Raw genomic sequence first — 26,660 nt, 5'->3', positions numbered from 1 at the left:
TGCGGAGCGCTTAACGGCGATGATCTCAAGGACCGGCCGCGCCGTTCACCCCCGCAGGATTCTTGACACAAGGTAGAACATAAGGGGAACGATGCCGTCGGCACCTCCAACCAACTTTGGGTGGCGGCGGGATCAATCTGGCGTGCCAAATGCATTGCAGTGATATTGGCTTCTTTTGTCGATGGCGTTCGGTACTAACGAGCGAGTGACCCCAAGCCATTGAACCTCAAGGAGTGGGCTCACCCTCCGCGCGAGGCACGCCGTGGGTTGAATGTTCCCGTGCGCAACTAGGTTGGCTAATACTATTGGCTAATACTAGCAAGAGAGTTCAATGCTCTTTTCGACGCTTGGCTCACCACTCGCTGAAGTGTGTCGAGTGAGTGGTTAGCTAAGAATGGCCGTGTCAATTTGTGCAGCGAACGCTCGCCCGTCGGCGGGACGTATCGATGCATCGTGATGCAGCGCCTTGAAGATCGGCCCGAACAGTGCGTCTGGACCGTGCCAATCTAATCGCGACAACACTCCTGTAGGGTGACTTCGGTTCACTACGAACCAGAATACGGATGCGAGCTGGAAAACATCCGATGCGGCATTGATTGCGTCCTGACGGCCAATGCTGCGGTTATTCGCTTCCGGAGACATCCAGAAACGGGGGCCGACAACCTCCCAATCAGGGGTAACCCGTTCCTCCTCTGCACAATCGTGTGGGTCGCAAAGGCCATAGTCGCTAAGGACCCAGCGATCCCCAACGACCAAGATGTTGTCCGGCTTAATGTCCCTATGGAAGGCTCGGGTGTGTATCCGACCCAATGCATGCGCGAGGCCCCTGAATTGCGCGATGAATATCTCAGGTGGGATCTCCTCGGCCTTCACGAGGGCAGACAGCGTCTTGCTGCCGAGGCCCATGATGAGGAAAGGTATGTCGATATCTTTCGCCACCCCGAAGCGTCGCTTCTGTCGGCCGGCAACGTTGCCGTGGTCCTCGTAGACTATCAGGTGATCGTGCTTCAGCTCGCTTAGTAAGACCTGCTCGCGCGCGAACCGCAGCCGGCGCCGCTGCCGCAGATCGAGTTGAAATTTAATCGCGAACTCGAGACCATCGGCGATATCTATGCAACGGTGCACTACGCCATTGCCGCCCGCCGCTATCCGCTCGGCAATTTCAAAGTGCCGCCCGGCAAACGAGACGAGTTGGTCATCGACTTCAACGAACTCGCGAGGCTCTACCTCACCATTACCGGAGAAGAGGATCGCCACAGCTCAAGAGCTCCCGGACGCCGCACAATTCGCGGACCGCCAACACGAGTTAGTGATCTGATAGCTAACGACGTCCTTCGGCCATTCCAGCACACGTTCCGATGTCTCATGCTCGCTCATGAGTCTGTCACAACCCGAGCACACGTCTAGAAGTGACACCTCATCGCGCTGTAGCTGCACAAGAATCGTTGTGAACATCTCGACCGTCCGCGCGTCCGGCCGACGCTGCCGGTATGTTCCCTCCAGGATGTTGAGCAGGAAATTCTTACGCCAGGATCGACTCGATACCGAATTGGCCTGCGAAACGCACTTGATCGCATACTCGCTGAGGATGTCGACTGGAGACTCGGGCGCGATGTATTTGTCGAGCAGCTTTAGATCCTGACGTAGCGGGACGAGGTCTTTTCTCTCGAGCGTGCACCCTGCCCGGCGGAGTTCGACGAAGGAGAGGAACAGGGAGTAGAAGTCGGACTTCTGGCGAAAGCGTGTACTACGGAGCGGGAGCGCCCGCTCGTCGAACACAAGCTTGATGTCTTGCAACGCCGCTTGGAACTCTTTTTTCGCTTTTGCGGCAGCCGCGACTTCCCAATTGGCATATCGAGAATAGAAATAGTCTAGGTCGCCCTTTTTGTCCTGCGGCCCCTCGAGCATGCCGGCGAGCACCTCAGACATGAACTCGACGTCCCCCATCCGCCGTCGCTGTGCGATGCTGAAAACCTTCGCTTCTTCCAGGTACTCGTCAAGGGAGAGTTCAGTCGACACATCAAGGAAGGTGCCAGGATAGTCCGCTTTGCGAAGTTCCTGCTTGTTGAGCGGAAGCGAGTACTTATTCACTCGTGAGTAGACCTCGCGAACCTCTGCCTCGTCAAAGTCGAGCGCCTCATTGAAGTCAATCCGATACTGGAGAATCTTCTGTCGTTCAGCCACTGGAAGCTCGCTGAACTTCTTGCCGAGGTAGGGACCCGCGTATGGGGACTCAAGGGCAAACTTGTCGTCAAGGAACCCGAGGATAGCTGAAATACGCTGCTGACCATCAATTACGCGACGGTGCGTGCTTTCATTTACGACCTCGTTCCAAAGAAACATCTTCGGCATCGGCACCTGTCGCAGGATCGTATCGATCAGCATGATCCGCGCGGCAGAGCTCCACACCTCTTTCCGCTGGAACGAAGGACGAACTTCGAGCCGCCCTGACCTCTGCCAATCGCGTAGATCTGAAACAGGGTGCGGACTTGAGTTCCAGATACCCACACCGTTCCCCCTTTTGAACTGACGTTTACACTACGGCGATGTCCAACACCAGGCTCGCTTCCCGAGATACCCCTATATACGCAGACCTGCGCCCGGGCAGAAATCCGGACACCTGACGGCGGCTATTGGGCGAAGAAGGAAGCGGGCAAGAGAACCTTCCAGGTCGCGCTGCCACAGCGCCTGCCCAGTATGCTTGACGAGGTTAGCCGACCTTGATGAGCAGACCCTCGTTGCACATACGCGCCAGATAACAGCGGGGAATTCCAATGCTAGTTAGGTCGCACGTTCGCACTTCACCCTTTTCGCGGGCAAGTGCGACAGCGCGTTCTCTGAGGGATGGCTTCGGCCCGCCGGCCAATCGGATGCGCTCAGCGCGCTCGCGGTCGCGCTTCCGAATCTTGATAATGGGCTGTGGCATAGATTTGAAGGGGATCGGCAACTCGCAGTTCGCAGTTTCGTTCAGCCCGGGGACCGAGTCGGCATGGCCGATCCCATACCCGACAGCCTGAAACAGAAATGTCAGCCTCTCGATCACGATCGGCCAGAAGACATTCATGTCTCCATGAAGTCGATACTGGAGCCGAGCGGTTCGGATTTGATCGTCCACCTCCTTCAACGCATTACCGAGCATGTCCAGGAGTTCGAGGCCGACTTCCGGCGCAACCCATGCGGAACGCCGCTGGGCGGAGTATTCGGATTGGCACGGGTTGACCATTCTCTGAAGTGCGTCGTCGCGACCGTCGCGCGGCTTGGCCTCCTTCCAACCACCTGGGTAGGTCTTCGTAAACAGCCGAAGATCGTCAACGTGAACAAGTTCGTGAAAGATGGTGTGGAGCGCGCGCTTGTGGTCCTCGTGGCCTTCGTCAACCACCCGGCGGACTAGTGGCATCCAGATCACCACGCTCCATATCTCGCCGTTCCGCATGACGTGCATAGCCATTGCGGCACCTTGTCCGTACTCGTTGGATGTTGGATCAGCGGCTGGGCTGCCTTGGCCACGGTCAACGCTCGCCAATGCTTCGTAATAGTCCGTGCCAACCACGATAGACTCGAGACGGCTTAGGTCGAGATACCTGGAAATGCCCCGAGTCGCTCCCAACAAGCCCGAGGCAAACGCTCTTGCCTCTTCCTCGTTGTCATTCTCCCAGCCCCGAATATTGACATTGAAGTCAGGGTAAAGGGTTGGCTTAGCCGCGAGGTCGATGCTGTTGTAGTTTTGGATAGATATTTCGTATGCAGCCATGGTGCCCCCCCAAAGTTTCGGGCCCAGTCATAGGCGAGGTGTTCTGGGGCTGTAAAGGCGAAATACTTTCGCAACATTGCGCGAAGAAAGTTCTGCAACACTCCAAGGTCCGCTTCTGGCCATGAATTCGGTCGAGCGCGAATGGCTTCCGCTTGGGGCCGAAAGCGTAGCGGGCTTTCCCGGCACAAGGAGCTATGACTTCGAGGCCGTCATTCGTCGCTCAATTTCCGGAGTTCGGAAGCCGGGACGCGGCAGCGATTTTTTCATTGCTTCTTTCGATTCCATCTCCTGATACCACAGCGGCGTTTGGCTGCTGGCCTTTTGGGGAACGCCATCGCCTTGGCCGAGAGACAGCACACGGCCAAGAGGCAGCATTTGGCCGACGGCCTTGAAGGGAACGGGCCAGCCGTGTGACGTCCGCCTCCTGAAATTCGACCTCCCCGGTGTTCCGGATGAGTGGTCCAGCACGGCGGAGGCCGCGTCTCCGCGCACTTTCAGGTCCGTCAGGATCGTCGTGAGGCTGCGCCGAAGGTCATGCGGGGAGAAATGCGGGATGCCTTCCAGCAGGTCGACGGACTCCCGTTTCTTCACGACCGTATCCTATCCCCGAAGTCTCCGGATCATTAGGTTCACGGTCGTGCCATGGATGGGTAGGTCTTCGATTTCCTCGCTACCCGCCGACGCACCTTCTTCGACGGGAAGGCCCATTTTGAATCGCTGTCGATGCCGATCCGCGCCCGTTCCAGCAAAAGCACCACGCGTGGGGGCAGCGGCAGCGCGTGATACCGTTTGGACTTCATGTCCTCCGCCGGGAATCGGCGATCTTCCAGCCTCGCGCGTCCCTATCGCTTACCACGCGGGAGGCCAGCAGGGACATGCTGGCGGTGGTCCGCTGGGCCGTCAGGACGATCCACCACAGGGCAGCTAGCGCCGCCTCCGTTGTCGGTTTTGCTTGCAATCTGTCCGGTCGGTCCCGATGCTTCTCCGCGATGTAGAGAACGCGGGCAATCTGTTCGAGGTCAAGATTCAAGCGAGCATCGCGAGCAATCGGACAGCAGGCAGCATTCAAATCCTCGAAGGCGTCCGTCGACATTCGACAGGAGACATATGGCGGGCGCCAGCGCTGGCGCTGTACGACTGACGAAAGCGGCTCTCAATCCGAGGCGATGCCGTTCTCGATCTGTGTCAGGCGGCTTTCGCCTTCCTCCGGGCCGAAGCAGCTTTCGAAATCATTGCATTCCCGGCAACTGGGCGCGCTGCACAGCGAAAAACCTTCGGCCTCGCAGAGCTTGCGGTAAAAGTACTTCTTCCATTTCATGTTTTGGGTGTTGCCGGCCGCCAGCGTCGGAAAATGCGAGGCGAGCAGGCGGCCGAGCTCGGTCCGATTAAAAAGGCCGAGGTCCTGCCAGAGATGGTCATAGCGCATGGCACGCCGGGCGATGATCCTGGCGAAGCGGGCGCTCGTCGGGTCGCCAGGTCGGGCATGCGCCAGCAGCAGTCCATGCAGAAGTTCTTCCTCCAGATCCGGCTCGGGCTCGCTCACCTCTTTCAAGGCAAACGCGTTGATAGGAATAGCAGGGAAACAGCGGGACAGGACATCGCGCAGCTCGGCGCGTGAAAGGCCGGTTGCCTCCGTCGCCGTCGCCTCGCCGGCCTCGATCTCCTCGAGCGCACTTGAAAGCACACAGGCAAGCACATGCTGGTCGAACCTCCTCTCCAGCTCGATCTGCGGCCATTGGCCGGTGCTGAGCCGGGCATAATGTTGGGCAAATATGGTGCGTTCTCCTGGTTTGTCCTATCAAATCATGCAGAGATCCGGCCTGCCGCAACATGGGTCCGGCAGTTCTTCGGGTATACGCAGTCGCGGATCGCCTCGCGGTCGAGTAGTTCGGCAATTTTCGTCTGGTCCATCGGCTCTGTCGCAAATTCTGTGATTGGAAGAGGCGTTTCGCGAGCCCCCGCCCTGCCGTTTGCGCCTCATGGGGAACACTGGCGCCGGAAATGCCCCCGCGGAGTTGGACGTGGACCGTGCTGGGACAGAGGTCGCGTGCTGTTCTTTCCAATGCGGCGAAATGGTCGACCCCATTCAGGCCCGCCAGACTCACGGTTGAATGACGTCTGATTCAAAAGCGTCAGCGGCGGGTGAGTTCCAGCGCACGTTCAGGACAGCATCGCGCGCCTCGCGATGCCGGCAGCTCCTCCCCTTCCGCAACTTCAATGTCACCAGGCAGGATATAACCCTCGTCATCAAGCTTGAAGATGTCCGGCGCTTGCGCCGCGCATCGCGCGTGACCCTGGCATTTGGCATTTTGGACGATGATGCGCATGGCGGTGCCTCCATTGTCTGTGCCCCGGCTCGGGGCGGGCCTAGGACCAATCCAGGATCAAATTTTCGATCCCGAACACATGGCCGCCAGAGGTTATGGGTGCCGTACCCTGCTTGATCCTGAAAGCCGGGATGCGCGCCAGCCACTCCTCCAGGCCAATGACAATCTCCCGCCGGGCAAGGTGTGAGCCAAGGCAACGGTGGGGACCATAGCCAAACGCTGCGTGGCGGTTGTCCTCGCGCTCCAAATCGATCGTGTTGGGGCATTCGAATTCCGCCGGGTCACGATTGGCAATCATGGTGGCGCAGGAAACATAGTCCCCCTTCCGGATCGGCGCGCCTTCGAAGTCGATATCTTTCGTAGCCACGCGGATCAACTGAATGGGCGGATAGGCCCGCAGCAATTCTTCGGTTGCGAGCGGGATGCGGTCCGGTTCGCTCCGCAGCAATTGCTGATCTTTGAGGTTGCGCGCGAGGTACACCAAGTCAAAGCCTATAGCTGCTGCCACCGTGTCGAGCCCAGCGACGAAGACAAGCACGCCGATGCCGCGGACTTGGGTGTCCGTCAGCCGGCGGCCCTCGACCTGTGCCTGCACGATAAAGGTCATGAAATCGTCAACCGCCTCCTGGCGGCGCATGGCTGCAAGTTCGTCGATGAATGCCACGATCGTCCGGGCAGCCACAGGTCGTTCCTTATCGTCGCCGTGGAGCAGATCTTTCCCCCAGCCGACGAATGTATCGAGTCGGTCATCGGGCAACCCCAGAAAGCGAAGAAAGGTGCTCACCGCGAAAGGAAAGGCAAAATCCTTCATCACGTCGCAGCTTGTGCCCGACGCGGCGATCCTTTCGATCAGCTCGACCGCCCGTTCGCGGACAGCCGGTTCCAAAGCCAACACCCGCTTTGGCGAAAGCAGCGGATTGAGCAGTGAGCGAAAGACGCCATGGGCCGGTGGATCGAGCTCAAGCGGGATCGTCGGCCAGTTTTCACCCAGTATGGAGGAGAAGATGCTGCGATGGCTGGAAAAAGTCTCTGCGTCCTGCAGCACCTTCCGCTGGTCCGCGGCACGGGTGATGACCCAGGTACCCCGGCCATCTTGCGTGTTGTAGCGGGAGTAAAAGATCGGAGGCCCGTCATGTACGCAAGCGACAGCTGCGTGTGGATCCCCGTTGGGTGTTGGTGGCATCCCTGGCGATGTAAACAGGCTGAAGTCCCTCACCATTTCGGGCGGGACATGATCTGGAACGGGGTTGGTCGCCATTTTGTTTTCTCTACATTGGCGTTCATGGCTCGATTGAGATTGCACCGCTGTTCATAAAGTCGATGTCCAGCATGGGCACGTCTCTTGTCGGGCGCCTTCTAGATTCTGTCGCCTGATACAGCCCACCTGCACCAGCGCGGATGAGATCGGTTGCGAAGTCGATCAGAAGGGGCATCTCCGCCGCGCTGCGGTCATGAAGCAAAGCCGCCGCTTATCCCCGTTAGGGTTGAGAGGCTGGTCAATCACCTCTGAGCTCCGTGACGCACTGCTGATGCCCTGCTGATCAAATTGTCGAAGCAAGTCGCGTGCCGGATAGGCGTACCCATGGCGCTGCACCAAGCAATGCCAGCCTGCACTAGGCCCGCCGCTGATGATCACCTGTCCATCATTCTTAGGACAACGTCCGACAACCGACATCCGTGGTCGGTTTTGTCGAGTCCGCGACATCGGGCTGTTCGGCTTGGCTGCTGCTGCACAGCCTTCCGGTCGACGAGCGAGGAGATCGCTCGCACGGCCCGGATTGAGCAACGACGCGATCCAGCGCAAGGTTCGGGTGCGGTCCGACAAGACCCGGCCGCGCTTCCGCTTCGGTTCGGCGCTGATGGCATATGCGTTGTTGTAGCCGCTGCAAGATTTCCGGTCAGACGAGCGATGCACTCGTGCGCAGCGATCCGGCCGGCGACGAGCCTGACTGTATCGATGCGGTCAATTCCGGCGTGCACACCTGACCGTGCGTATGCGCTAACACGGCAAGCTCTATCGCACATGGACCTATATTTCCTCGCGAGCCGCTGTCGGAACGTGGTGCCGAGTCCTATGGCGGGCGGTTCAATCCGAGGGCCTGTCGGCACTCTACACATCCCGGTCGGTCGGACCGGGAACGCGTGGCAGACTCTCGGCCAGAAACCGCCAGTCGCTGCGCTCGCGTTCGCCTTCCTTGCGCGTGCCGAAGAACTGGACGATCATCTTGCCGTCGGCGCCATAGGCTTCAACGGACGTGACGTGACCGTCCCTCGTCGGCTTGCGCACGGCCCAGACCTCGCGGATGTGATGAGTCCTAAGATGGAGATGGAAGTTCTCGTCGAGCACATTGATCCGCGGCCCGATCTGCTTGACCGACTTGATCGGGCCGGAATGGATCTGGATGCAACCACGATTGCCGACAAAGCACATGATCGGCATCTCGTCTTCGGCCGCCTGTTGGAACAGGGCGCCAACGGCATCATTGTCGAGCAGCCAGGCGTAATCCTCGTCGGCCATACGCATCGCCTGGCAGCGGCTGAGCTTCAGGGTCTTCAACATATGGTAGAACTGATGCACGTCGCTCAGCCGGCTCCAGTGCTCGCGTAGGTCGTCGACCGTGGCGGCTTGGTCTGGACTCACTGCATTATCGAGCGCCCCGCTCGCCTCGACCGATATGATCGGCTCCTGGTCGGAGGATACAAGCTCTGCCGCCAGATTCTGATAGGCGTGCAGGTTCGAGGCGGGCCTGAGATGTACTTTGTGCATCGCCTCGCCGGTGGCATCAAAGAATTGCAGGCTGCGGCGGATCTCGGCTCCCTCGCGCTTCTCGACGGCGAAGCCATACGCCCACGCTTTCGGGAAGATGCGCAGGTCGATCTCGTCGCCGAGCACCATGGCATGCGGGTTGCCGGTGACCACTTTGTCGTAGACGCCGATCTTTTGGTGCACGGCACTTTGGTTGCGGGTGACCGCCATCACCTCGCCGACCGCTTCGAGGCCGGTCAGCAGATCATCGACGCGCGGCTCGATGCGCACCGCGCCGTGACCACAATGCGCCGCGACCAATTCGGCTTCCGAAATGCCCAATCGAGCGGCGAGATCATGCTCCCGGATTTTCGGATTGTCTTCGCACGCCCGCCGGATTTCGTCCGGCGATGGTTTCTCGCGCTGGTCCATGTCTTACCCCTGCTTCCACCTACGTGTGAGGATCAGCTGCACTGCCCGGGAATCTTCAGCCGATAAGGCGCGCCGAAATGCTCGACCCTGATCTGCTGCTGGCCCGTGAACAAAGTGTCGCTGGACAGCGTGCGCACGTCGTCGCACCCGCGCGAAAACCGGGGGTGCTATCGGAGCGGCGAGACCCGAGTGACACGTGCAGGCACATGCCGATGGAATCTCATCGAGCCGGTCGGTGGCCACCGGGCGGTGGTGAGCGATTGTGGGTGTTGTCGCAATCGGCCAATCGGTCATTCGGATGCCACGGGCGGCGCTGCTTCGCCAAACAAAGCGTGTCTGACCCAGTCCTGACATGTTGCTCCCTTGCTTCGCCGCATCGATCGCGAGGGCACCCACGACACGATTGTGGATCGGCAGTCTCTTGCCGCCTCGCCAGTGGAGCTTCAAAAACTGTGCCAATTGCGCCGAAGCAAGCTCAGAAGGAGTCTTCTGTAATGGTCATTGGTTTAATGTGAGTTCAGCCAACAACTCAGGCCCAACATCCCGCGTGGCGGACCCGACAAACCCGACAGTACGTGTCGGTTGGCCGACACCTTCGCAGCAATGGACTCACAAGAACCACCGCAGGGTCAGAGATGCCGCGCTGTGTTGAAACATTTTTCGCTTTGGCACGGTGGATGCAACCTGATGCGCAAGCAGGTCCCGGACTGAGGAGAATGGAGCCATGATTACGCTCACCGACAACGCTGTTGCCGCCATCAAGACTGCTCTTTCCCGCGCCAGCGAGCCGGCGGAAGGCTTTCGCATCATGGTCCAGGCCGGCGGCTGCGCCGGCTTCAAATACTTAATGGGCCTGGAGAGCGTGTCGCGCGAGGGCGACGCGATCACCGAGACAGATGGGATCAAGCTGTTCGTGGACGCGGGCTCCCAACCGCATGTCGCCGGCATGACCGTCGACTTCCTCACCGGGCTCGAATCTTCCGGCTTTGTCTTCGATAACCCCAACGCGCGCGAGAAGTGCGGCTGCGGCAAGTCCTTCAGTTGATCGCCCGAAGCGCCTGTGCGGGTCCATGAAGCGATTGCCGCCGACGGACTCATTTGCGGCAGAGGAGGCTTATATGGCCGGCACAACAGATGTCCCTGTCCTCAAGAACAAGGCAAGGTCGAAGCCGATCTTGGGACCGGCAATCGCTTCAGGTAGGATGCAAAGAACGTCGCCTCCCGAAACAGTTCGGTTCCTGGTGGCACCCAAGCTGCTGGCGGCCAAATCGCGCTGCTGCGCCAAATTCGGCTTATCGATAACGTTGTCGTGTTCGGGCGTCCTTGCCTGCGGGCTGACGGCGGCGACTGCGGACTTGTCCATGTCGACGCCGCCGGCTGCCAGTTCGGGCCCATCATCATCAACGGCATACGCCAGAGGCTCAATGACGCGGTCGCGCGCTCGCGTCATTCCGGTCAACTGAGGATCGCACATGAAACCTGTCTACCTCGACAACAACGCAACCACACGGGTCGATCCTGAGGTCGTGCAAGCGATGTTGCCGTTCTTTAGGGATCAATTCGGCAACCCTTCGTCGGCGCACGCTCTTGGCGCCTCAGTCAGTGCGGCGGTGAGAAAGGCGCGGAGGCAGTTGCAAGCTCTGATCGGCGCGGAGTTCGACGATGAGATCACCTTCACCTCGGGTGGGACAGAAAGCGACAATGCAGCGCTTCTTTCGGCGCTCGAGGCGGCGCCCAACCGAACCGAGATCGTGACGTCGGCGGTCGAGCATCCCGCCGTGCTGACGCTCTGCGCGCATCTTGAGAAGACCCGCCGCCTCAAGGTGCACAGGATCCCGGTGGATTGCCGTGGCCGGCTCGACCTCGACGCCTATATGGCCGCCCTCACCCCACAGGTGGCAATCGTCTCGATAATGTGGGCGAACAATGAGACTGGTGTGATCTTCCCCGTGGCCAGGCTTGCCGAGTTGGCCAAGGAAGTGGGCGCCCTTTTCCATACCGATGCTGTGCAGGCGGTCGGCAAGCTTCCGATGAACCTGAAGTCGACCGCAATCGACATGCTGTCGCTCTCCGGCCACAAGCTGCACGGGCCGAAAGGGATCGGCGCGCTTTTCGTAAAACGTGGCGTCAATTTCCACTCGCTGATCAAGGGGGGCCACCAAGAACACAACCGGCGTGCTGGCACCGAGAATACGCCCGGCATAGTCGGGCTCGGCATGGCGGCCGAACTCGCCTTGAAATTCATGGACGACGAGACCACACGGGTAAAGTCGCTCCGCGACCGTTTAGAGGACGGGATTCTCCAGCGCATCCCAAGCACCTGTGTCACTGGTGATCCCCTGGAACGGTTGCCCAACACCGCAAACATCTCCTTCGAACATGTCGAAAGTGATGGAATTCCACTCCTCCTCAGCCGCGTGGGCATCGCGTGTTCCTCCGGCTCCGCCTGCACCTCCGGCTCTCTGGAACCGAGCCATGTCCTGAGCGCGATGAAAACGCCACACGCGGCAGTCCGCTTCTCCTTGGCGCGGGACAACGGCGAAGCGGACGTCGACCGGGTGCTCGAGGTCATGCCGGCAATCGTGGAGAAGCTGCGTGGCTTTCCCAGTTCTGGGCCGGGTAAGCGAAGCTCCGAAGACGTTCAATCCGGTCTGTGCCTGAGCGGCAGCAGAACAGGCTACCGTTCATGACCCGTCATGTCTTTCTCAACGATACGACCTTGCGCGATGGCGAGCAGGCGCCCGGCGTCGCCTTTACCACGACGGAAAAGCTGGAGATCGCCGAGTCTCTTGCGGCGGCCGGCGTCACAGAGATCGAGATCGGCACGCCGGTCATGGGCGCCGACGAGATCGAAACAATTCGCGCCGCGGTCGCGCGGCGTCTCCCGGTTCGGCTCATGGCCTGGTGCCGGATGACGTCGTTGGATCTCGATGCAGCGATCGAGAGCGGCGTCCACGCCGTCAATCTATCGCTGCCTGCGTCGGACATACAACTTGCCGCCAAGCTCGGCCTCGATAAGGCGGGAGCGCTCCAAGTCATCGAGCATATGGTCAGGCGCGCAGCCGCCGCCGGCTTCTTCGTCGCGGTGGGCTGCGAGGATGCCTCGCGGGCCAATCGGGATCATCTCGCCCGCGTCATCGAGACGGCTGCACGCGCCGGCGCAAGCCGCGTCAGGCTAGCCGACACAGTCGGCGTTCTCGACCCGTTTTCGACCTTCGAACTTGTCGCCCAGCTCGTGGCGCAGTCTCCAATCGACCTTGAAGTTCATGCGCACAACGATCTCGGACTTGCTGCCGCCAACACGCTGGCCGCGATCCGCGCAGGCGCGCGCCATGCCTCCGTCACCGTCCTGGGGCTCGGCGAGCGTGCGGGCAATGCCGCGCTGGAAGAGGTGGCCGCCGCGATGGCGGTCCTCGACGGCGCGGATACCGGCATCGAGCTGACCGCATTGCCCGACCTCGCCGCCCAGGTGGCTTGGGCCGCCCGCCGGCAGACCGCGGCCATTAAGCCGGTCGTCGGCGCCGATGTTTTCACCCACGAATCCGGCATTCACGTCGCAGGGCTGCTGAAGGACTCGCGTACTTATCAAGGGCTCGATCCGGCTCTCGTGGGCCGCTGCCGGCGTATCGTCATCGGCAAGCATTCCGGCGCCACTGCGATTGCCCATGTGCTGAGCGAAAGCGGTCGCGATCTCGACCCGGATCTGGCAGCCGCGATGGTGGCCCGCGTCCGGCGCGAGGCGGCCGAGACCAAATCGACCGTCACTGCAACTCAACTGGTCGAGCTCTACGATGGAATGTGCAGCGAGGCATCCCTCGCGGAGCTGTGCGGGTCCAGGTCAGCCGTGCGCGAGCGCACCGACACCACAGTTTTCCGACCAGGGAGAATGCAATGAATTGTTCCGCTGACAGCCGCCCCATCAATGTCACCGACATCCTCGCACGACTGAAGCGCCTGTCGGCTGCGGAGGAGTTCTTCGCAGTCCTTGGCGTCTCCTATGATCCGAAGGTGCTGAATGTCTCGCGGCTCCATATCATGAAGCGCGTGGGCCAATACCTTGCCGAAGAAGATTTCTCCGGTCTGCCCGACCAGGTGATTGCCGCGCGGGTGCGCGCGACGCTCGAACGCGCTTACGAGGACTTCGCGGTTTCCTCGCCGCTCACCCATCGGGTCTTCAAGGTGCTCAAAGACCACGATCCGAACAAACCTGCCACGCCGGGCCGCACCTTTGTCCCGTTCGACTCCGTACTGAAGCGGTTCGGACAGGAATGACCGCGACACGGGTTGCGACGCGACAATGTCGAGAAGCCGACAAATCCGGTCATCACCACGGCGCCCTCAGAAGCAACCAAGCTAAGTTCTAGGAATAGGGGGCAGCGCAAAACAGTTGGCACGAATGATGCGCACCAAAGAGATAACCGCCAAGCCCGCATCCGGACAGGAGCCTAGAGAAACCGCCAATGCACATCGTAATCTGCATCAAGCAGGTGCCGGACTCGGCACAGATAAGGGTCCATCCGGTGACGAACACGATCATGCGCCAGGGTGTTCCGACCATCATCAACCCTTACGACCTGTTCGCCCTCGAAGAAGCCCTCAGACTGCGCGACGCCTATGGTGGCGAAGTCACCGTGCTCACTATGGGTCCGCCCATGGCAGAGGACGCGCTGCGCAAGGCGCTCGGTTACGGTGCCGACCGAGCGGTGCTCTTGACCGACCGCTATTTTGCCGGCTCCGACACGCTGGCGACCTCGTTCGCCCTTTCCCAGGCAATCGCGAAGGTTGGCGAGACGTTCGGCACGCCAGACCTCGTCTTCACCGGCAAGCAGACGATCGATGGCGACACCGCCCAGGTCGGGCCCGGCATCGCCAAGCGCCTCGGACTCCTGCAACTGACCTATGTCGCGAAGATCGCCTCTATTGACCTTGCTGCACGCGAGATCAGGGTCGAGCGCCGCTCCGAAGGCGGCACACAGATGCTGAAGAGCAGGCTCCCTTGCCTCATCACCATGCTGGAAGGCACAAACGAAATCCGCCGGGGCTCGATCCAGGACGCCCTGTGCGCCGCGCGCAGCCAGGTCTTGAAATGGAGTGCGGCCGACGCCGGCATTGAGGATCTCACCAAATGCGGCCTGCGCGGTTCACCGACGGTGGTCAAGCGCGTTTTCGCGCCTCCTGCGCGAGCGGAAAAGGCGACAAAAATCGACACCGCCGAGATGGCCTTGCGCGATGTCGCTGACGAACTCATCACGGCAATCTTCACCCGCCAGCCGGCATTGGAACATGAGCTCGCCTTCAACGGCGGCGCGTGAGAGGGCAAGGAGCAGACGATGTCGACCGCGAACCGAGAAACCCCTCGCCCTGCCGCCGGCCGTGCCGGCATAAAGAAGGAGCTGCCCGCGCATTTCAAGGACTACCGGCACATTTGGGTTTTCATCGAGCTCGAACGCGGTCAGGTCCATCCCGTATCATTCGAACTGCTCGGCGAAGGCCGCAAGTTAGCAGACAAGCTTCAGGTCCAGCTTGCAGGCGTCGTGCTTGGACCGCCGGGAGAGGCCATCGGGAACGCCGTTGCCGAAGCGTTCGCTTATGGCGCCGACCTTGTCTACATCGTCGAGGCGCCGTTGCTCGCCGACTATCGGAACGAGCCATTCACCAAGGCGATGACGGATCTGGTCAATACCCACAAACCCGAGATCCTTCTTCTCGGCGCCACCACACTCGGCAGGGATCTTGCCGGCTCCGTGGCGACGACCTTGCAGACAGGGCTCACGGCCGACTGCACCGAACTTGATGTGGATACCGACGGTTCGCTCGCCGCCACCCGTCCGACTTTCGGCGGTTCCTTGCTGTGCACGATCTATACGCTCAATTTCCGCCCCCAGATGGCGACAGTGCGACCGAGGGTCATGCCCATGCCACCGCGGGCGGATAAACCGGTCGGGCGTGTCATCCGGCACAAGCTCTCGGTAGCCGAGGACGAGATCGTTACCAAAGTCCTGGGCTTCCTGCCGGATAGTCAGTCGGCAAAGGCAAATCTTGCCTATGCCGACGTCGTGGTTGCGGGAGGCCTGGGTCTAGGCGCGGCGGAGAACCTGCAGCTGGTGAAGAATCTCGCGCGGGCAATTGGTGCCGAGCATGGCTGTTCGCGCCCGTTGGTCCAGAAGAGCTGGATGCCGGCTGATCGGCAGATCGGCCAAACTGGCAAGACCATCCGGCCGAAGCTTTACATAGCGGCTGGGATTTCCGGCGCCGTCCAGCATCGGGTTGGCGTGGAGGGGGCGGATCTCATCGTGGCCATCAACACCGACCCGAACGCGCCGATTTTCGATTTCGCTCACCTCGGGATCGTCACCGACGCGATCCGCTTCCTGCCCGCACTGACGGAAGCCTTCACCCGGCGGCTGTCGCCCCACAGTCGCGATAAGCTTGCGAGCTAAGGGATGGACATGATTGAGGAACAATTCGACGCCATTGTTATTGGGGCCGGCATGTCCGGAAACGCAGCTGCTTACACCATGGCCAGCCACGGCCTGAAGGTGCTGCAGTTGGAGCGGGGTGAATATCCGGGCTCCAAGAATGTCCAGGGTGCCATCATGTACGCGAACATGCTGGAGAAGATCATCCCGGATTTCCGGGACGATGCGCCTCTCGAGCGGCATTTGGTTGAACAGCGGCTTTGGGTGATGGACGACACATCCCATACCGGGATTCACTATCGGTCGGACGACTTCAATGAGGCGAAGCCCAACCGCTACACGATCATCCGTGCCCAGTTCGATAAATGGTTTTCGCGTAAGGTGCGCGAGGCCGGCGCGACGGTTCTGTGCGAGACGACCGTGACGGAACTCATCCGTGACGCCAAGGACAGGGTGATCGGCGTCCGCACAGACCGGGCCGGCGGAGCCATCTACGCGGACGTGGTCGTCCTCGCAGAAGGTGTATGCGGACTCCTTGGCACGCGGGCCGGCCTGCGCGAGATGCCGAAGCCGCAAACCGTGGCGCTCGCCGTCAAGGAAATGCATTTCCTGCCCGAAGAGGTCATTGAGCAGCGGTTCGGCCTCAAAGGCGATGAAGGCTGCGTGATCGAGGCGGTGGGCACGACCTCCCGCAGCATGGCCGGGCTCGGCTTCCTCTACACCAACAAGGAGTCGATCTCACTGGGCATTGGCTGCCTCGTCTCCGATTTCGCCGCGATGGTCGAGAGCCCTTACGTTCTCCTCGACGCCTTAAAAACCCATCCTTCGATCCGGCCGCTGATCGCCGGCTCGGAAGTGAAAGAATATTCCGCGCATCTCATTCCCGAAGGCGGCTACAAGGCTATTCCGCAGCTCTTTGGCGACGGTTGGGTCGTGGTCGGCGATGCCGCGCAACTGAACAACGCCATTCACCGCGAGGGTTCGAACCTCGCCATGACCTCCGGCCGCATCGCGGCTGAGGCAATCATCGAGGTCAAGAGCCGCAACGGTCCTATGACCAAACGGAATCTCGCCCTTTACAAAGCCATGCTGGACAAGTCCTTCGTGGTCAAGGACCTAAGGAAATACAAAGACATGCCGGCCTTGCTCCACACCAATTCCTGCAATTACTTCACGGCTTATCCGCGGTTGATGTCGCAAGCCGCGCAGAACTTCATGCGTGTCGACGGCACGCCGAAGATCGAGAAGGAAAAGGCGACCACGGCGGCCTTCATCAAGGCGCGCTCGCGCTGGGGGCTGGTCAGCGACGCGGTTCGCCTTGCATTGGCGTGGCGCTGAGGGGAGACGAAATGACGATCGCAGTGACGAAGTCACGTGTCGAGGACAAGCTTTACCAGAACCGCTACTTGGTGGATTCCGGCCGTCCGCATATCAAAGTGCGGCCGCACGAGAGGCCAAGCGCGAACTTGCTCGCGCTGACCCACGTCTGCCCGGCGAAATGTTATGAGTTGAACGACAAAGGTCAAGTGGAGATCACTGCCGACGGCTGCATGGAGTGCGGCACCTGCCGGATTTTGTGTGAGACCAGTGGCGAGATCGAGTGGAACTATCCACGCGGCGGCTTCGGAGTCCTCTTCAAATTCGGATGAGGACGCACGCACCGTATCAAGAGGGTCAATCTTGGTACACCTGAGGTCGCGACCAACGCCAAGTCTATCTTTGCTTGAATTGCCGCGCCACGAAGAGAAGCTCGTGAATACTGTGCTTTCAGAATTCAGACTCAGACACAAAAGGAGGAGCACTCTGGACGACAACCGCTGAGGTGTTTCCATGGCTCACGTACCGCAAGATCGGGTCGACGAGGTAGCACCTCGGGATACCCGCCCTGAACCGCCCATCAAAAGCATGCCCCAAGCAGATATCGCGCTCAGGGGACTCTACGAGATATCGAAGGTGCTGACCGCCCCCAGCGTGCTGGAGATTACGCTCGCCAATGTCGTGAACATCCTGCCTTCGTTTCTGCAGATGCGTCACGGAGCAATCGTCGTCCTCGACGCTGAAGGAGAGCCGGAGATAGCCGCAACTGCCGGCAATACCCACGCACCTCAATCAGGCACTCGCCGCGTCATACCACAGGCCATAACAGATCAAATCGTCGCTACGGGGACGCCACTCTTCATACCGGACGTCCGCAAGTCCCAACTATTTCAGGCTGACCTTCAAACATCTTCGAGCAGCGGCACCATCCCAATTGCCTTTATCGGTATCCCGCTAAAGGCTGATCATAAAATCCTTGGGACATTGTCGATCGACCGCGCCGGAGACGGCGCCACCGACTTTCGCGACGACGAGGACACATACTTCCTGACGATGGTCGCCAACCTTGTCGGCCGGACGATTCGTCTCCATCGCATCCTGAGTACAGATCGTCAGCGGTCTGTCCATGAGCAATGGAGACCGGAGAAATCGCCCAACGAGGGGAGGACCTACGACCCTGCCCGGCATGCGGATGTCAAAATCGACGGGATCATCGGGGAAAGCCCCGCACTCAAGCAGGTGCTCGAAACCGTCTCGGTCGTAGCAGGGACCAATTCCACCGTGCTACTGCGGGGTGAAAGCGGAACCGGCAAGGAATTCTTTGCGCAAGCCATCCATAAGCTCTCACGTCGGAGGAAGAAGTCTTTCGTCAAATTGAACTGCGCCGCACTGTCTGAAAGCGTTCTGGAGTCAGAACTGTTTGGGCATGAAAAGGGCGCTTTCACGGGTGCTATCTCCCAGCGCGCCGGTCGTTTTGAATTGGCAAATGAGGGAACGCTGCTACTTGATGAAATCGGCGAGATTTCGCCGGCCTTTCAAGCCAAGCTGTTGCGTGTCTTGCAGGAAGGCGAGTTGGAGCGAGTCGGCGGCACCAAAACGCTACAGGTCGACGTGCGCCTCATATGCGCCACCAACAAGGACCTCGAGACGGCCGTCATAAAAGGGGAGTTCAGGGCCGACCTTTATTACCGCATCAATGTGGTGCCAATTATCCTGCCTCCGCTCAGAGAGCGACCCGGCGATATTCCACGCCTTGCGAACGCCTTCCTCAATCGATTCAACAAGGAGAACGATCGCGCACTCGCCTTCGCGCCGTCGGCGCTTGACCTGATCTCGCAATGCTACTTCCCTGGTAACGTCCGCGAGCTGGAGAACTGCGTCCAAAGGACGGCAACACTTGCGCGTTCAAGGACGATCACGCCATCCGATTTCGCCTGTAAGAAGAGCCAGTGCCTTTCCTGGCTCCTCTGGAAGCGAGCCGACCGCTCGAATGGCGGCAATACCATCGACGATCTCGCACGGGTCAACGCAGTGCCGGTCGGATTGCGGCTGCCGGCCAGTCGCATCGGTGCCTCCGCAGGCAACGTATCTCCCCTTGCGGCCGGCGATCCAAACGATCCCGCTTGTCCCCCGCGTCTGACGGAACGCGACCGGCTGATCGACGCGATGGACAAGGCCGGTTGGGTTCAGGCCAGGGCGGCTCGTATCCTCGGCCTCACGCCGCGGCAAATCGGCTACGCGCTGCGCCGATATGGCATCGAGGTGAAGAAATTCTAGACGCCGTGATGACGTTAAACGTAAGCCCGGAGTAGTCTCCCTCACACCCTTCGCGCCCAAGGCTGGTAGCCTTCGCGACCCGATTTGCTTGTCCACTGTCGGAAGCCCGACAAAGGTGTGTCGGAGCAATCCGACGGAATCCGACACGAAAGCCAATTCGTGAACCAAAACCGCTCTTTGAGCTGGCATAGCTCTTGCGGTTTGAACTGCGACATTCACCCAGCAACGGAGCCGTTCGATGTCCGCACCGGCAATTTCGCTTGAGAGCCTCAGCACGACATTCGGTGACCAGTTGCTTGCCACCGTGAAAGCCGGTGGCTGCGCGTCTTCGTCCTGCGGCTCGTCGATAAAGCCGGACGACACGGATCCGGCTATCTGGGAGAAGATCAAGGATCACCCCTGCTTTTCAGAAGAGGCGCATCACTATTTCGCGCGCATGCACGTCGCGGTCGCGCCCGGCTGCAATATCCAGTGCAACTACTGCAATCGCAAATATGACTGCGCCAACGAAAGCCGGCCTGGGGTGGTCTCCGAAAAGCTGACGCCCGACCAGGCGCTACGCAAGGTGATCGCGGTCGCCAACGAGGTGCCGCAGCTTTCCGTGCTCGGCATCGCCGGACCTGGCGATGCCTGTTACGACTGGAAGAAGACGAAGGCAACGTTCGAACGAGTCGCCAGGGAAATCCCAGACATCAAGTTTTGCATCTCCACAAATGGGCTCGCGCTGCCGGACCATGTCGATGAGCTTGCCGACATGAATGTCGATCACGTGACGATCACCATCAACATGGTCGACCCTGAGGTCGGTGCAAAGATCTATCCTTGGATCTTTTACGACCATCGCCGCTACGTCGGCATCGAAGCCGCCCGGATCCTGCACGAGCGGCAGATGTTGGGTCTGGAGATGCTGACCGCGCGCGGCATCCTCACCAAAATCAATTCGGTGATGATCCCCGGCGTGAACGATGAGCATCTGATCGAGGTGAATAGATGGGTCAAGGAGCGAGGCGCGTTCCTGCACAACCTCATGCCGCTGATTTCGGACCCGGCGCACGGCACGCACTACGGACTGAGCGGGCAACGCGGCCCAAACGCAATGGAGATGAAGGCTCTTCAGGATCGTGTCGAAGGCGGCGCCCAGTTGATGCGCCACTGCCGGCAGTGCCGGGCAGATGCCGTCGGCCTGCTCGGTGAGGATCGTGGCCAGGAATTCACAGTCGACCGAATTCCCGGCGAGGTCACCTACGATGCCAGCAATCGCAAGGCCTATCGGGAGCTGGTCGCGGAGGAGCGCCGTGATCACGTAGCGGCTAGGAGAGAAGCGATCGGATTGGTCAAGGCAGCGAGCCCCGGCAAGTCCCTTCTCTTCGCAGTGGCGACCAAGGGCGGCGGCCGCGTCAATGAACATTTCGGCCATGCGAAGGAATTCCAGGTTTATCAAGCCTCGCCGAGAGGGATCAGCTTTGTCGGGCATCGCAAGGTCGAGCAGTATTGTCTCGGCGGCTGGGGCGGAGAAGCCGCCCTGGATGGCGTCATCGCTGCGCTTGAGGGCATAGATGTCGTGCTGTGCGCCAAGATCGGAAACTGCCCGCAGGATCAGCTCGCCGACGCTGGAATCCAAGGCACCGACGCATATGCCCACGACTATATCGAGACCGCAATCAGCGCGATTTACGCGGCCGCCTCTGGGACCCCCGCACTCGCGGCGACGGCCTGAGCGCGTCTCATCCATTCGGACCAGGAGTTAAAATGGCTTTCAAGATCATCGCATCCCAATGCACCCAATGCGGCGCCTGCGAATTCGAGTGTCCCTCCGGCGCGATCAAGTTCAAAGGCGAGAGCTATGTGATCGAGCCGCAAAAGTGCACCGAGTGCGAGGGGGTCTTCGATGCGCAGCAATGTGCCTCGGTATGCCCGGTGCCGAAGACCTGCGTTCCTGCGTGACGAACATTGGGCTGCCGACATGGTCGGGGATGCCTTCGCAGGACGCCTGGAACGCCCTTGTTCACAATCTGCAGCCTCAAGAGAAATCAGGGAACGGACATGTCGCTCGGACGCGAAGAGGAGGTCGAAATCCGCAGGCCTCCACGATTCATGCCGGGAGAGCGGGTACGTGCCACTCGCCACATAAAAAATGACGGCACCTATCCTGGCAGGGAGATCGGCGAAAATCTCGTGCGGAAGGGCGACGAGGGATATGTGCGCGACATTGGCACCTTTCTCCAGCAGTTCTTCATCTATGCGGTCGAATGGATCGACCGTGGCACAGTCGTCGGCATGCGAGCGCGTGAACTGATGAGCCTCGACAAAGCCGAGGTGCCCTGCAGTGCTGATAGCAATACCAATGAAGGGACGGCCAGATGAAAGTCATGATCCGCAGGACCGATGCTGGCTTGTCGGCGTATGTCCCGAAGAAGGACCTCGAAGAGCCGATCATCAAGCTCGAGAAGGAAGAGTTGTGGGGCGGAACTGTGACGCTCAGGAACGGGTGGCGGCTCCTCCTACCCGATCTTCCACGGGATACGCGTCTGCCGATCACCGTCGAGGCAAAGAAGGTTTCCGAAGAGGACTGATGCTGCCCCTTGATAGGTGCGTCGCGAGGAACGAGCATGAACACGATCCTGACATCGGGCCACCTGGTCATCGTACGGGACAGTTTTGCCGAAAAGCTGCTTGACCTGGCGAAGGAAGCGCTCGCCGCCGATCAGGTGATCCCCTATCTCGGTCCGGGTCTTCTTGGGTTCAACTGTGCGGAACCGCCTGTGCCGCATACGCCGGAGGTCGTTGCCGCGGCACTCAATGCACGGGCGCCAGCCCCTTCCAGGATCCGCACCAATATGTGGTCGGTTGCGCAGTTCATCGAACAGCGCCGGCATCGCCGGACGCTTCAAGCTTGGATGACCGACATATTCGCAGCGCCGGTGGCGCCCACCCTCCTCCACGCCTGGCTCGCAAGGCTGCCGCTCTCCCTCATCGTCGACAGCTGGTACGACGGCGCGATGCGCACGGCTCTCGTAGAAACCGGCCGAACGGACGTCGTTGAGATACAAGGCGTCACGCGGGCGAACGAAATCGGTAACATTTGGACGAAAACCTACGATTTGTCCGGGAGGGAACTCGACCCCCGATCGGGGGCAAAGACGGTTCTCTATACACCTCACGGGAGTATTAGCCCGGCGCAAAACTTTCTCGTCGCAGATTCCGACTATGTCGAAGTCCTGACCGAAATCGATATCCAGACACCGATCCCAGACGTGGTGAAGGAACGGCGCATCACCCGTGGATTTTTCTTCGTTGGCTGCCGCTTCAACGATCAGATGCTGCGCACCTACGCCAGGCAGATCATGAAGCGCTCCCAAGGTCCATATTGCGCGGTAATGGACGCGGAAACGCTGACCAGAAACGAAGCGCGTTTCCTTGCGGCAAGCGGAATCACGGTGATCGACATGCCAGTAAGTGAAGCCGCGGCTCGGCTTATAGGAACGCGCCCTGCTGCAGGTGGTGGACAGGATTAACAATGGCGGGCCCCTTTGATGATTGGTCCTTCGGCTTGCCTCGAAGGCGCAAAATGCAGTCGGGAATACACCCGTGAGCAGTGATGCTATCGGCAGCGCAACGAACGCTCTGAATTCGTTGACCCATCTGGAAGCGGCGCGCTGGGGCCGGGATTTGAGTACGCTGTTGCGCATCACGCGTATGAATTTGCGGCACCCCTGGCAGGTCGCCTTCGCTATGGGCTCGACGGTCCTGGCGGCAATCCTCCAGTTGCTCATTCCCCAGCTTCTCGGCCGGGCCGTCGACCTGACCCAGACAGCCATCGGGGGCGGTGTCGCGGGGACCGCGGCAGGACAAGCGCTCTGGACCCCTGCTCTCCTGCTGCTCGCCGTCAGCGCGCTACGCGGCCTTTTCACGATGGCGCAGAACTATTTTGGCGAAGCCGTCGGGCATCATGTCGCGTACGAACTGCGGCTCGCCTACTACGACAAGATCCAGCGTCTCAGCTTTTCCTTTCACGACCGGGTCCATTCAGGCGATCTGATCACCATCGGAATGCTCGATCTCCAAGGCGTGCGGATGTATTTTTCCACCGCGCTCGTTCGCGTGCTCCTGCTCACCATGCTGATCGGGATCGGCGCCTACATGATGATCTCGACAGATCCCATGCTCGGCCTGGTCGCGCTGAGCTTCGTGCCTTTTGTCGCCTGGCGCTCATCGGCCACACAGCTTAGGCTGCGCGCCACCTGGCTCGACCTGCATGAGCGGCTTTCAGTACTAAGCCGCGTGATGGAGGAAAATCTCGCAGGCATCCGCGTGGTCCGCGCTTTTGCGGCTCAAGCCTATGAGATGCTGAAGTTCGACGGCGCTTCCAAGAACGCGCTCGACCTCGCCCACGACCGAGTTGACATCTACGTGCCCAGCACGTCGGCGATGACCTTGTCCTTCTTTTTCGCAATGGGATTGGTGCTCTGGATCGGTGGCAGCAAGCTCGTCGCTGGCGAGATAAGCGTCGGAACGGTGGCGACCTTCCTGACCTTCATGACAATCCTGCAAATGCCAGTCCGCCAGATCGGCCTCATGGTCAATGCCTTTGCCCGCGCTTCTAGCTGCGGTTCGCGGCTTTTCGGTCTCCTCGACCAGGAGATCACAATCAGGGATGCTCTCGAGGCCAGACCGCTCGAGATAAGCGACGGCACTCTGCGCTTCCACAATGTCTCGTTTGCCTACCCCAGCGCCGAAAACCGCGCCATTCTGAAGAACCTCAGCTTTGAGGCCCGTAGAGGCGAGACGATCGCGATCGTCGGTCCGCCGGGTTCGGGCAAATCGACGATAGCTCATCTGGTCCCCCGCTTTTATGACGTGACCGGTGGCGCCATCACGCTGGACGGCCAGGACATACGCAATGTCACCCTCGCGACGCTTCGCAAGGCGGTCGCCGTCGTACAGCAGGATGCATTCCTATTCACCACTACGATCGAGAACAACATCGCTTATGGCGATCCCTGGGCGAAGAGACAGCGAATCGAACGCGCTGGCGAATTCGCCCAGCTCCACAACTACATCCTCGGGCTCCCAGCAGGCTACGAGACGGTCGTGGGCGAACGCGGCGTCTCTCTCTCTGGCGGCCAACGCCAGCGTCTCACGATTGCTCGCACCATGATGCTGCGCCCCTCCGTCGTCGTTTTCGACGACTCAACGGCGGCGATCGATGCCGGCACCGAGCAGCGCATCCGCGCGGCGATGCGGCGCTTCGCCAAGGATCGGGTGACGATCATCATCGCGCACCGGCTGAGTGCGCTTATGCACGCCGATCAGATCCTTTTTGTCGATAACGGCGAAATCGTAGAACGCGGCACGCATCAAGAGCTTTTGGCGAAGCGGGGACGCTACAGGGCCCTTTACGATCTCCAGACGCGCCCGGGTGATGACATTATGACCCAGTATGGGGGCGCCCGCTGATGGCGCAGGGCCGCGCCGGCGAACTCGAAGCCGAACGTGACGACGGCAGACGCCCTCCGCGCGCCGTTGTCGGCTCGCACCGCATCGAGGAGGAGATGTTCGGCCGGGCTTTCGACAAGAGCATCCTCCGGCGCATCTGGACGTTCGTCCGTCCCTATCGGGCCAGGGTAGTCATCACCATTGCAGCAATGCTGATCTTCACCGGGACGCAGCTTCTCATCCCGTTGATCATCCGCTACGCGATCGACCAGGGCATCAACCCGGCAAGGACCGATCGCTCAGCCCAGCTTGCGGCCGTCGGCGCGTTCGTTTTGGCGATTTTGGTCAATTTCGCTGCCGGCTACATGCAGGAAACCGTGGTTGGGAAAGTGGCCGAAACTGTCCTGTTCGACATCCGCCGCGCCATGTTTGGCCATCTGCAGAAGGTTTCGCTCTCCTTCATGGACAAGACCGAGGTAGGACGCCTCATGTCGCGCCTGCAAGGCGACGTCAACTCAATACAGGAATTCCTCGAAACCTCGGTATATTCTGTAGGCGATGTTGCGCTTCTCTTCGGCATCGTTTTCGTAATGCTGTGGCTCGACTTCCGCCTCGGCCTCCTGACGCTCTCGGTTCTGCCGGTCCTGGTGATCGTCCGCATTTTCTGGCTGCCGCGTGCCCGCTACGCCTTCATGGCTGCACACGAGACTAATTCCGTCGTCAACGGCGCGCTGGCCGAAGCCATTCACGGCGTGCGCACCGTCCAGTCCATGGACCGCCAGCAGGTGAATTCCATTCTATTTGACGACAAGGCCCATGCCAACCTCAGGACCCACCTGATCGCTGCCAAATATGCACTGGTCATGGTGCCTATCGTCGATGGCCTCACCGGCCTCGCCATGGCCGCCGTTATTGTGGTCGGCGGCTCGATGGTCATGAATGGCCGCATAGATGTGGGCGTATTGGTTGCCTACCTATTTTACATCCAGCGCTTCTTTGACCCGATCCGCTCACTCACCCTGCAGTATTCGATCATGCAGCGCGCGATGGCCTCAGGCAAGCGCCTGACCGATGTGCTCGACGTCAAGATCGATATTCAGGACAAACCCAATGCCGAGGTGCTTTCGCCCGAAATGGACGGCTCGGTCGAGTTCAGGGACGTCACCTTCGGCTACAATCCGAACCGTTCGGTGCTGAAAAATGTCTCCTTCCGGGTCAATCCCGGCGAGACGGTCGCACTGGTCGGGCCGAGCGGTTCTGGCAAATCGAGCGCGATGGCCCTGGTCCACCGCTTCTATGATGTTCAGCAGGGCCAAGTGCTGGTCGGCGGACATGATGTGCGCGATCTCACCCAGGAATCGCTCGGCCGCCAGGTCGCCATGGTGCTGCAGGAGCCGTTCCTGTTCACCGGGACGGTCTTCGAGAACATTCGATACCACAAGACGGAAGCCACGCGCGACAAGGTGATCGAGGCCGCCAAGGCGGTCGGCGCCCACGACTTCATAATGAGCCTCGCCGACGGGTATGAGACCCAACTTGGCGAACGCGGCGACAACTTATCTCTTGGCCAGCGCCAGCTTATCAGTTTCGCCCGCGCCCTCGTCGCCGACGCCAAGATCCTCGTGCTCGACGAAGCTACCGCCAACATCGACAGCTACACGGAAATGCAGATCCAGAAGGCTCTGATAAAGCTGCTTGAAGGGCGCACTGGCCTCGTCATCGCCCACCGTCTTGCCACGATCCGGGGTGCCGACCGCATCATCGTGCTTCAGAATGGCCAAGTTATTGCGACTGGCAACCACGATCAGCTAATAGCCATGGGGGGCCTGTATTCCAAACTCTACAATCTCAACTACGCCTCCTTCGACGATATTCCAGAACACGATACGACCGTACAAGCCGGCTCCCAGACCTGACGTCTTGGCGGCCTTGTGGTAATGGCATTGACTCGGGCG

Annotated in this window: 26 protein-coding genes; 16 read left to right on the top strand and 10 right to left on the bottom strand. The window is 60.2% G+C overall.

Features of this window, described 5'->3' with window-relative positions; genetic code table 11:
* Positions 1-384: 384 nt before the first annotated feature.
* From NKH42_RS15965 to hemP, 10 genes are all read right to left on the bottom strand, one after another.
* Positions 385-1,257: a protein kinase domain-containing protein gene (locus tag NKH42_RS15965; RefSeq protein ID WP_352494977.1), complete on the bottom strand. Its 873-nt coding sequence runs from the start codon at positions 1,255-1,257 to the stop codon at positions 385-387.
* Between the two features lie 3 nt (positions 1,258-1,260).
* Entirely contained in the window at positions 1,261-2,508 is a 1,248-nt protein-coding gene (locus tag NKH42_RS15960; protein WP_352503036.1) for a GmrSD restriction endonuclease domain-containing protein, read from the bottom strand.
* 202 nt (positions 2,509-2,710) lie between these two features.
* A complete protein-coding gene (locus NKH42_RS15955) occupies positions 2,711-3,751 on the bottom strand; it encodes a type IV toxin-antitoxin system AbiEi family antitoxin domain-containing protein (RefSeq protein ID WP_352503035.1) in 1,041 nt (346 codons plus the stop codon).
* Between the two features lie 192 nt (positions 3,752-3,943).
* On the bottom strand, positions 3,944-4,342 hold the full coding sequence (locus NKH42_RS15950) for a hypothetical protein (RefSeq protein WP_352494974.1): 399 nt from the start codon (positions 4,340-4,342) through the stop codon (positions 3,944-3,946).
* Between the two features lie 38 nt (positions 4,343-4,380).
* Complete coding sequence (locus tag NKH42_RS15945) at positions 4,381-4,551, bottom strand: site-specific integrase (RefSeq protein WP_352974241.1); 171 nt, start codon at positions 4,549-4,551, stop codon at positions 4,381-4,383.
* A 353-nt stretch (positions 4,552-4,904) separates the two neighbouring features.
* Positions 4,905-5,525: a nitrogen fixation protein NifQ gene (locus NKH42_RS15940; RefSeq protein WP_352974300.1), complete on the bottom strand. Its 621-nt coding sequence runs from the start codon at positions 5,523-5,525 to the stop codon at positions 4,905-4,907.
* Between the two features lie 358 nt (positions 5,526-5,883).
* Positions 5,884-6,078 carry a ferredoxin gene (locus NKH42_RS15935; protein ID WP_352494972.1) on the bottom strand — a complete coding sequence of 65 codons (195 nt, stop codon included), beginning with the start codon at positions 6,076-6,078 and terminating at the stop codon, positions 5,884-5,886.
* Between the two features lie 40 nt (positions 6,079-6,118).
* Positions 6,119-7,336, bottom strand: a complete 1,218-nt coding sequence (locus NKH42_RS15930; RefSeq protein WP_352974238.1) for a cytochrome P450 — start codon at positions 7,334-7,336, stop codon at positions 6,119-6,121.
* A gap of 852 nt (positions 7,337-8,188) precedes the next feature.
* Complete coding sequence (locus tag NKH42_RS15925; RefSeq protein ID WP_352494970.1) at positions 8,189-9,256, bottom strand: hemin-degrading factor; 1,068 nt, start codon at positions 9,254-9,256, stop codon at positions 8,189-8,191.
* 32 nt (positions 9,257-9,288) lie between these two features.
* The gene (hemP, locus tag NKH42_RS15920; RefSeq protein WP_352480503.1) at positions 9,289-9,393 is read right to left on the bottom strand and encodes a hemin uptake protein HemP; all 105 of its coding nucleotides are present in this window, start codon (positions 9,391-9,393) and stop codon (positions 9,289-9,291) included.
* A 587-nt stretch (positions 9,394-9,980) separates the two neighbouring features.
* Between hemP and NKH42_RS15915 the strand changes: the two genes are divergently transcribed.
* The 16 genes from NKH42_RS15915 to NKH42_RS15840 all read left to right on the top strand — a co-directional run bounded on the left by NKH42_RS15915 (position 9,981) and on the right by NKH42_RS15840 (position 26,621).
* Positions 9,981-10,301 (top strand): HesB/IscA family protein, encoded by a 321-nt coding sequence (locus NKH42_RS15915; RefSeq protein WP_023678237.1) that lies wholly within the window; start codon positions 9,981-9,983, stop codon positions 10,299-10,301.
* Positions 10,302-10,728: 427 nt separating this feature from the next.
* Positions 10,729-11,946, top strand: a complete 1,218-nt coding sequence (gene nifS / locus NKH42_RS15910; protein ID WP_352720366.1) for a cysteine desulfurase NifS — start codon at positions 10,729-10,731, stop codon at positions 11,944-11,946.
* Positions 11,943-13,151, top strand: a complete 1,209-nt coding sequence (nifV, locus tag NKH42_RS15905; protein ID WP_352506803.1) for a homocitrate synthase — start codon at positions 11,943-11,945, stop codon at positions 13,149-13,151. The genes nifS and nifV overlap by 4 nt, the downstream gene beginning before the upstream one ends.
* On the top strand, positions 13,148-13,528 hold the full coding sequence (nifW, locus tag NKH42_RS15900) for a nitrogenase stabilizing/protective protein NifW (RefSeq protein WP_352506802.1): 381 nt from the start codon (positions 13,148-13,150) through the stop codon (positions 13,526-13,528). The genes nifV and nifW overlap by 4 nt, the downstream gene beginning before the upstream one ends.
* A 188-nt stretch (positions 13,529-13,716) precedes the next feature.
* Positions 13,717-14,568, top strand: a complete 852-nt coding sequence (locus tag NKH42_RS15895) for an electron transfer flavoprotein subunit beta/FixA family protein (RefSeq protein WP_352506801.1) — start codon at positions 13,717-13,719, stop codon at positions 14,566-14,568.
* A gap of 18 nt (positions 14,569-14,586) precedes the next feature.
* Positions 14,587-15,696: an electron transfer flavoprotein subunit alpha/FixB family protein gene (locus NKH42_RS15890; RefSeq protein WP_352506800.1), complete on the top strand. Its 1,110-nt coding sequence runs from the start codon at positions 14,587-14,589 to the stop codon at positions 15,694-15,696.
* A gap of 9 nt (positions 15,697-15,705) precedes the next feature.
* Positions 15,706-17,013 carry an FAD-binding protein gene (locus tag NKH42_RS15885; protein WP_023678244.1) on the top strand — a complete coding sequence of 436 codons (1,308 nt, stop codon included), beginning with the start codon at positions 15,706-15,708 and terminating at the stop codon, positions 17,011-17,013.
* Positions 17,014-17,024: 11 nt separating this feature from the next.
* The gene (locus NKH42_RS15880) at positions 17,025-17,324 is read left to right on the top strand and encodes a ferredoxin family protein (protein WP_023678245.1); all 300 of its coding nucleotides are present in this window, start codon (positions 17,025-17,027) and stop codon (positions 17,322-17,324) included.
* A gap of 181 nt (positions 17,325-17,505) precedes the next feature.
* Positions 17,506-19,269, top strand: coding sequence for a nif-specific transcriptional activator NifA (gene nifA, locus NKH42_RS15875; protein WP_352974237.1), 1,764 nt, complete (start codon positions 17,506-17,508; stop codon positions 19,267-19,269).
* 238 nt (positions 19,270-19,507) lie between these two features.
* Positions 19,508-20,986: a nitrogenase cofactor biosynthesis protein NifB gene (gene nifB, locus NKH42_RS15870; RefSeq protein ID WP_352974234.1), complete on the top strand. Its 1,479-nt coding sequence runs from the start codon at positions 19,508-19,510 to the stop codon at positions 20,984-20,986.
* Between the two features lie 32 nt (positions 20,987-21,018).
* Complete coding sequence (locus NKH42_RS15865; protein WP_023678248.1) at positions 21,019-21,213, top strand: 4Fe-4S dicluster domain-containing protein; 195 nt, start codon at positions 21,019-21,021, stop codon at positions 21,211-21,213.
* 99 nt (positions 21,214-21,312) lie between these two features.
* Positions 21,313-21,633 (top strand): nitrogen fixation protein NifZ, encoded by a 321-nt coding sequence (locus NKH42_RS15860; RefSeq protein WP_352450751.1) that lies wholly within the window; start codon positions 21,313-21,315, stop codon positions 21,631-21,633.
* On the top strand, positions 21,630-21,842 hold the full coding sequence (nifT, locus tag NKH42_RS15855; protein ID WP_352457024.1) for a putative nitrogen fixation protein NifT: 213 nt from the start codon (positions 21,630-21,632) through the stop codon (positions 21,840-21,842). The genes NKH42_RS15860 and nifT overlap by 4 nt, the downstream gene beginning before the upstream one ends.
* A 36-nt stretch (positions 21,843-21,878) precedes the next feature.
* On the top strand, positions 21,879-22,784 hold the full coding sequence (locus NKH42_RS15850; protein WP_352974233.1) for an SIR2 family NAD-dependent protein deacylase: 906 nt from the start codon (positions 21,879-21,881) through the stop codon (positions 22,782-22,784).
* Between the two features lie 73 nt (positions 22,785-22,857).
* Complete coding sequence (locus NKH42_RS15845) at positions 22,858-24,726, top strand: ABC transporter ATP-binding protein (protein WP_352974232.1); 1,869 nt, start codon at positions 22,858-22,860, stop codon at positions 24,724-24,726.
* Positions 24,726-26,621 (top strand): ABC transporter ATP-binding protein, encoded by a 1,896-nt coding sequence (locus tag NKH42_RS15840; RefSeq protein WP_352974231.1) that lies wholly within the window; start codon positions 24,726-24,728, stop codon positions 26,619-26,621. Before NKH42_RS15845 ends, NKH42_RS15840 begins: the two co-directional genes overlap by 1 nt.
* Positions 26,622-26,660 lie beyond the last annotated feature (39 nt).

The organism is Mesorhizobium sp. M1142, assembly GCF_040318565.1.
In the GTDB taxonomy this organism is placed as follows: domain Bacteria; phylum Pseudomonadota; class Alphaproteobacteria; order Rhizobiales; family Rhizobiaceae; genus Mesorhizobium.
The sequence above is the reverse complement of the archived record's forward strand: the minus strand, read 5'-3'. Positions and strand labels throughout refer to the sequence as shown.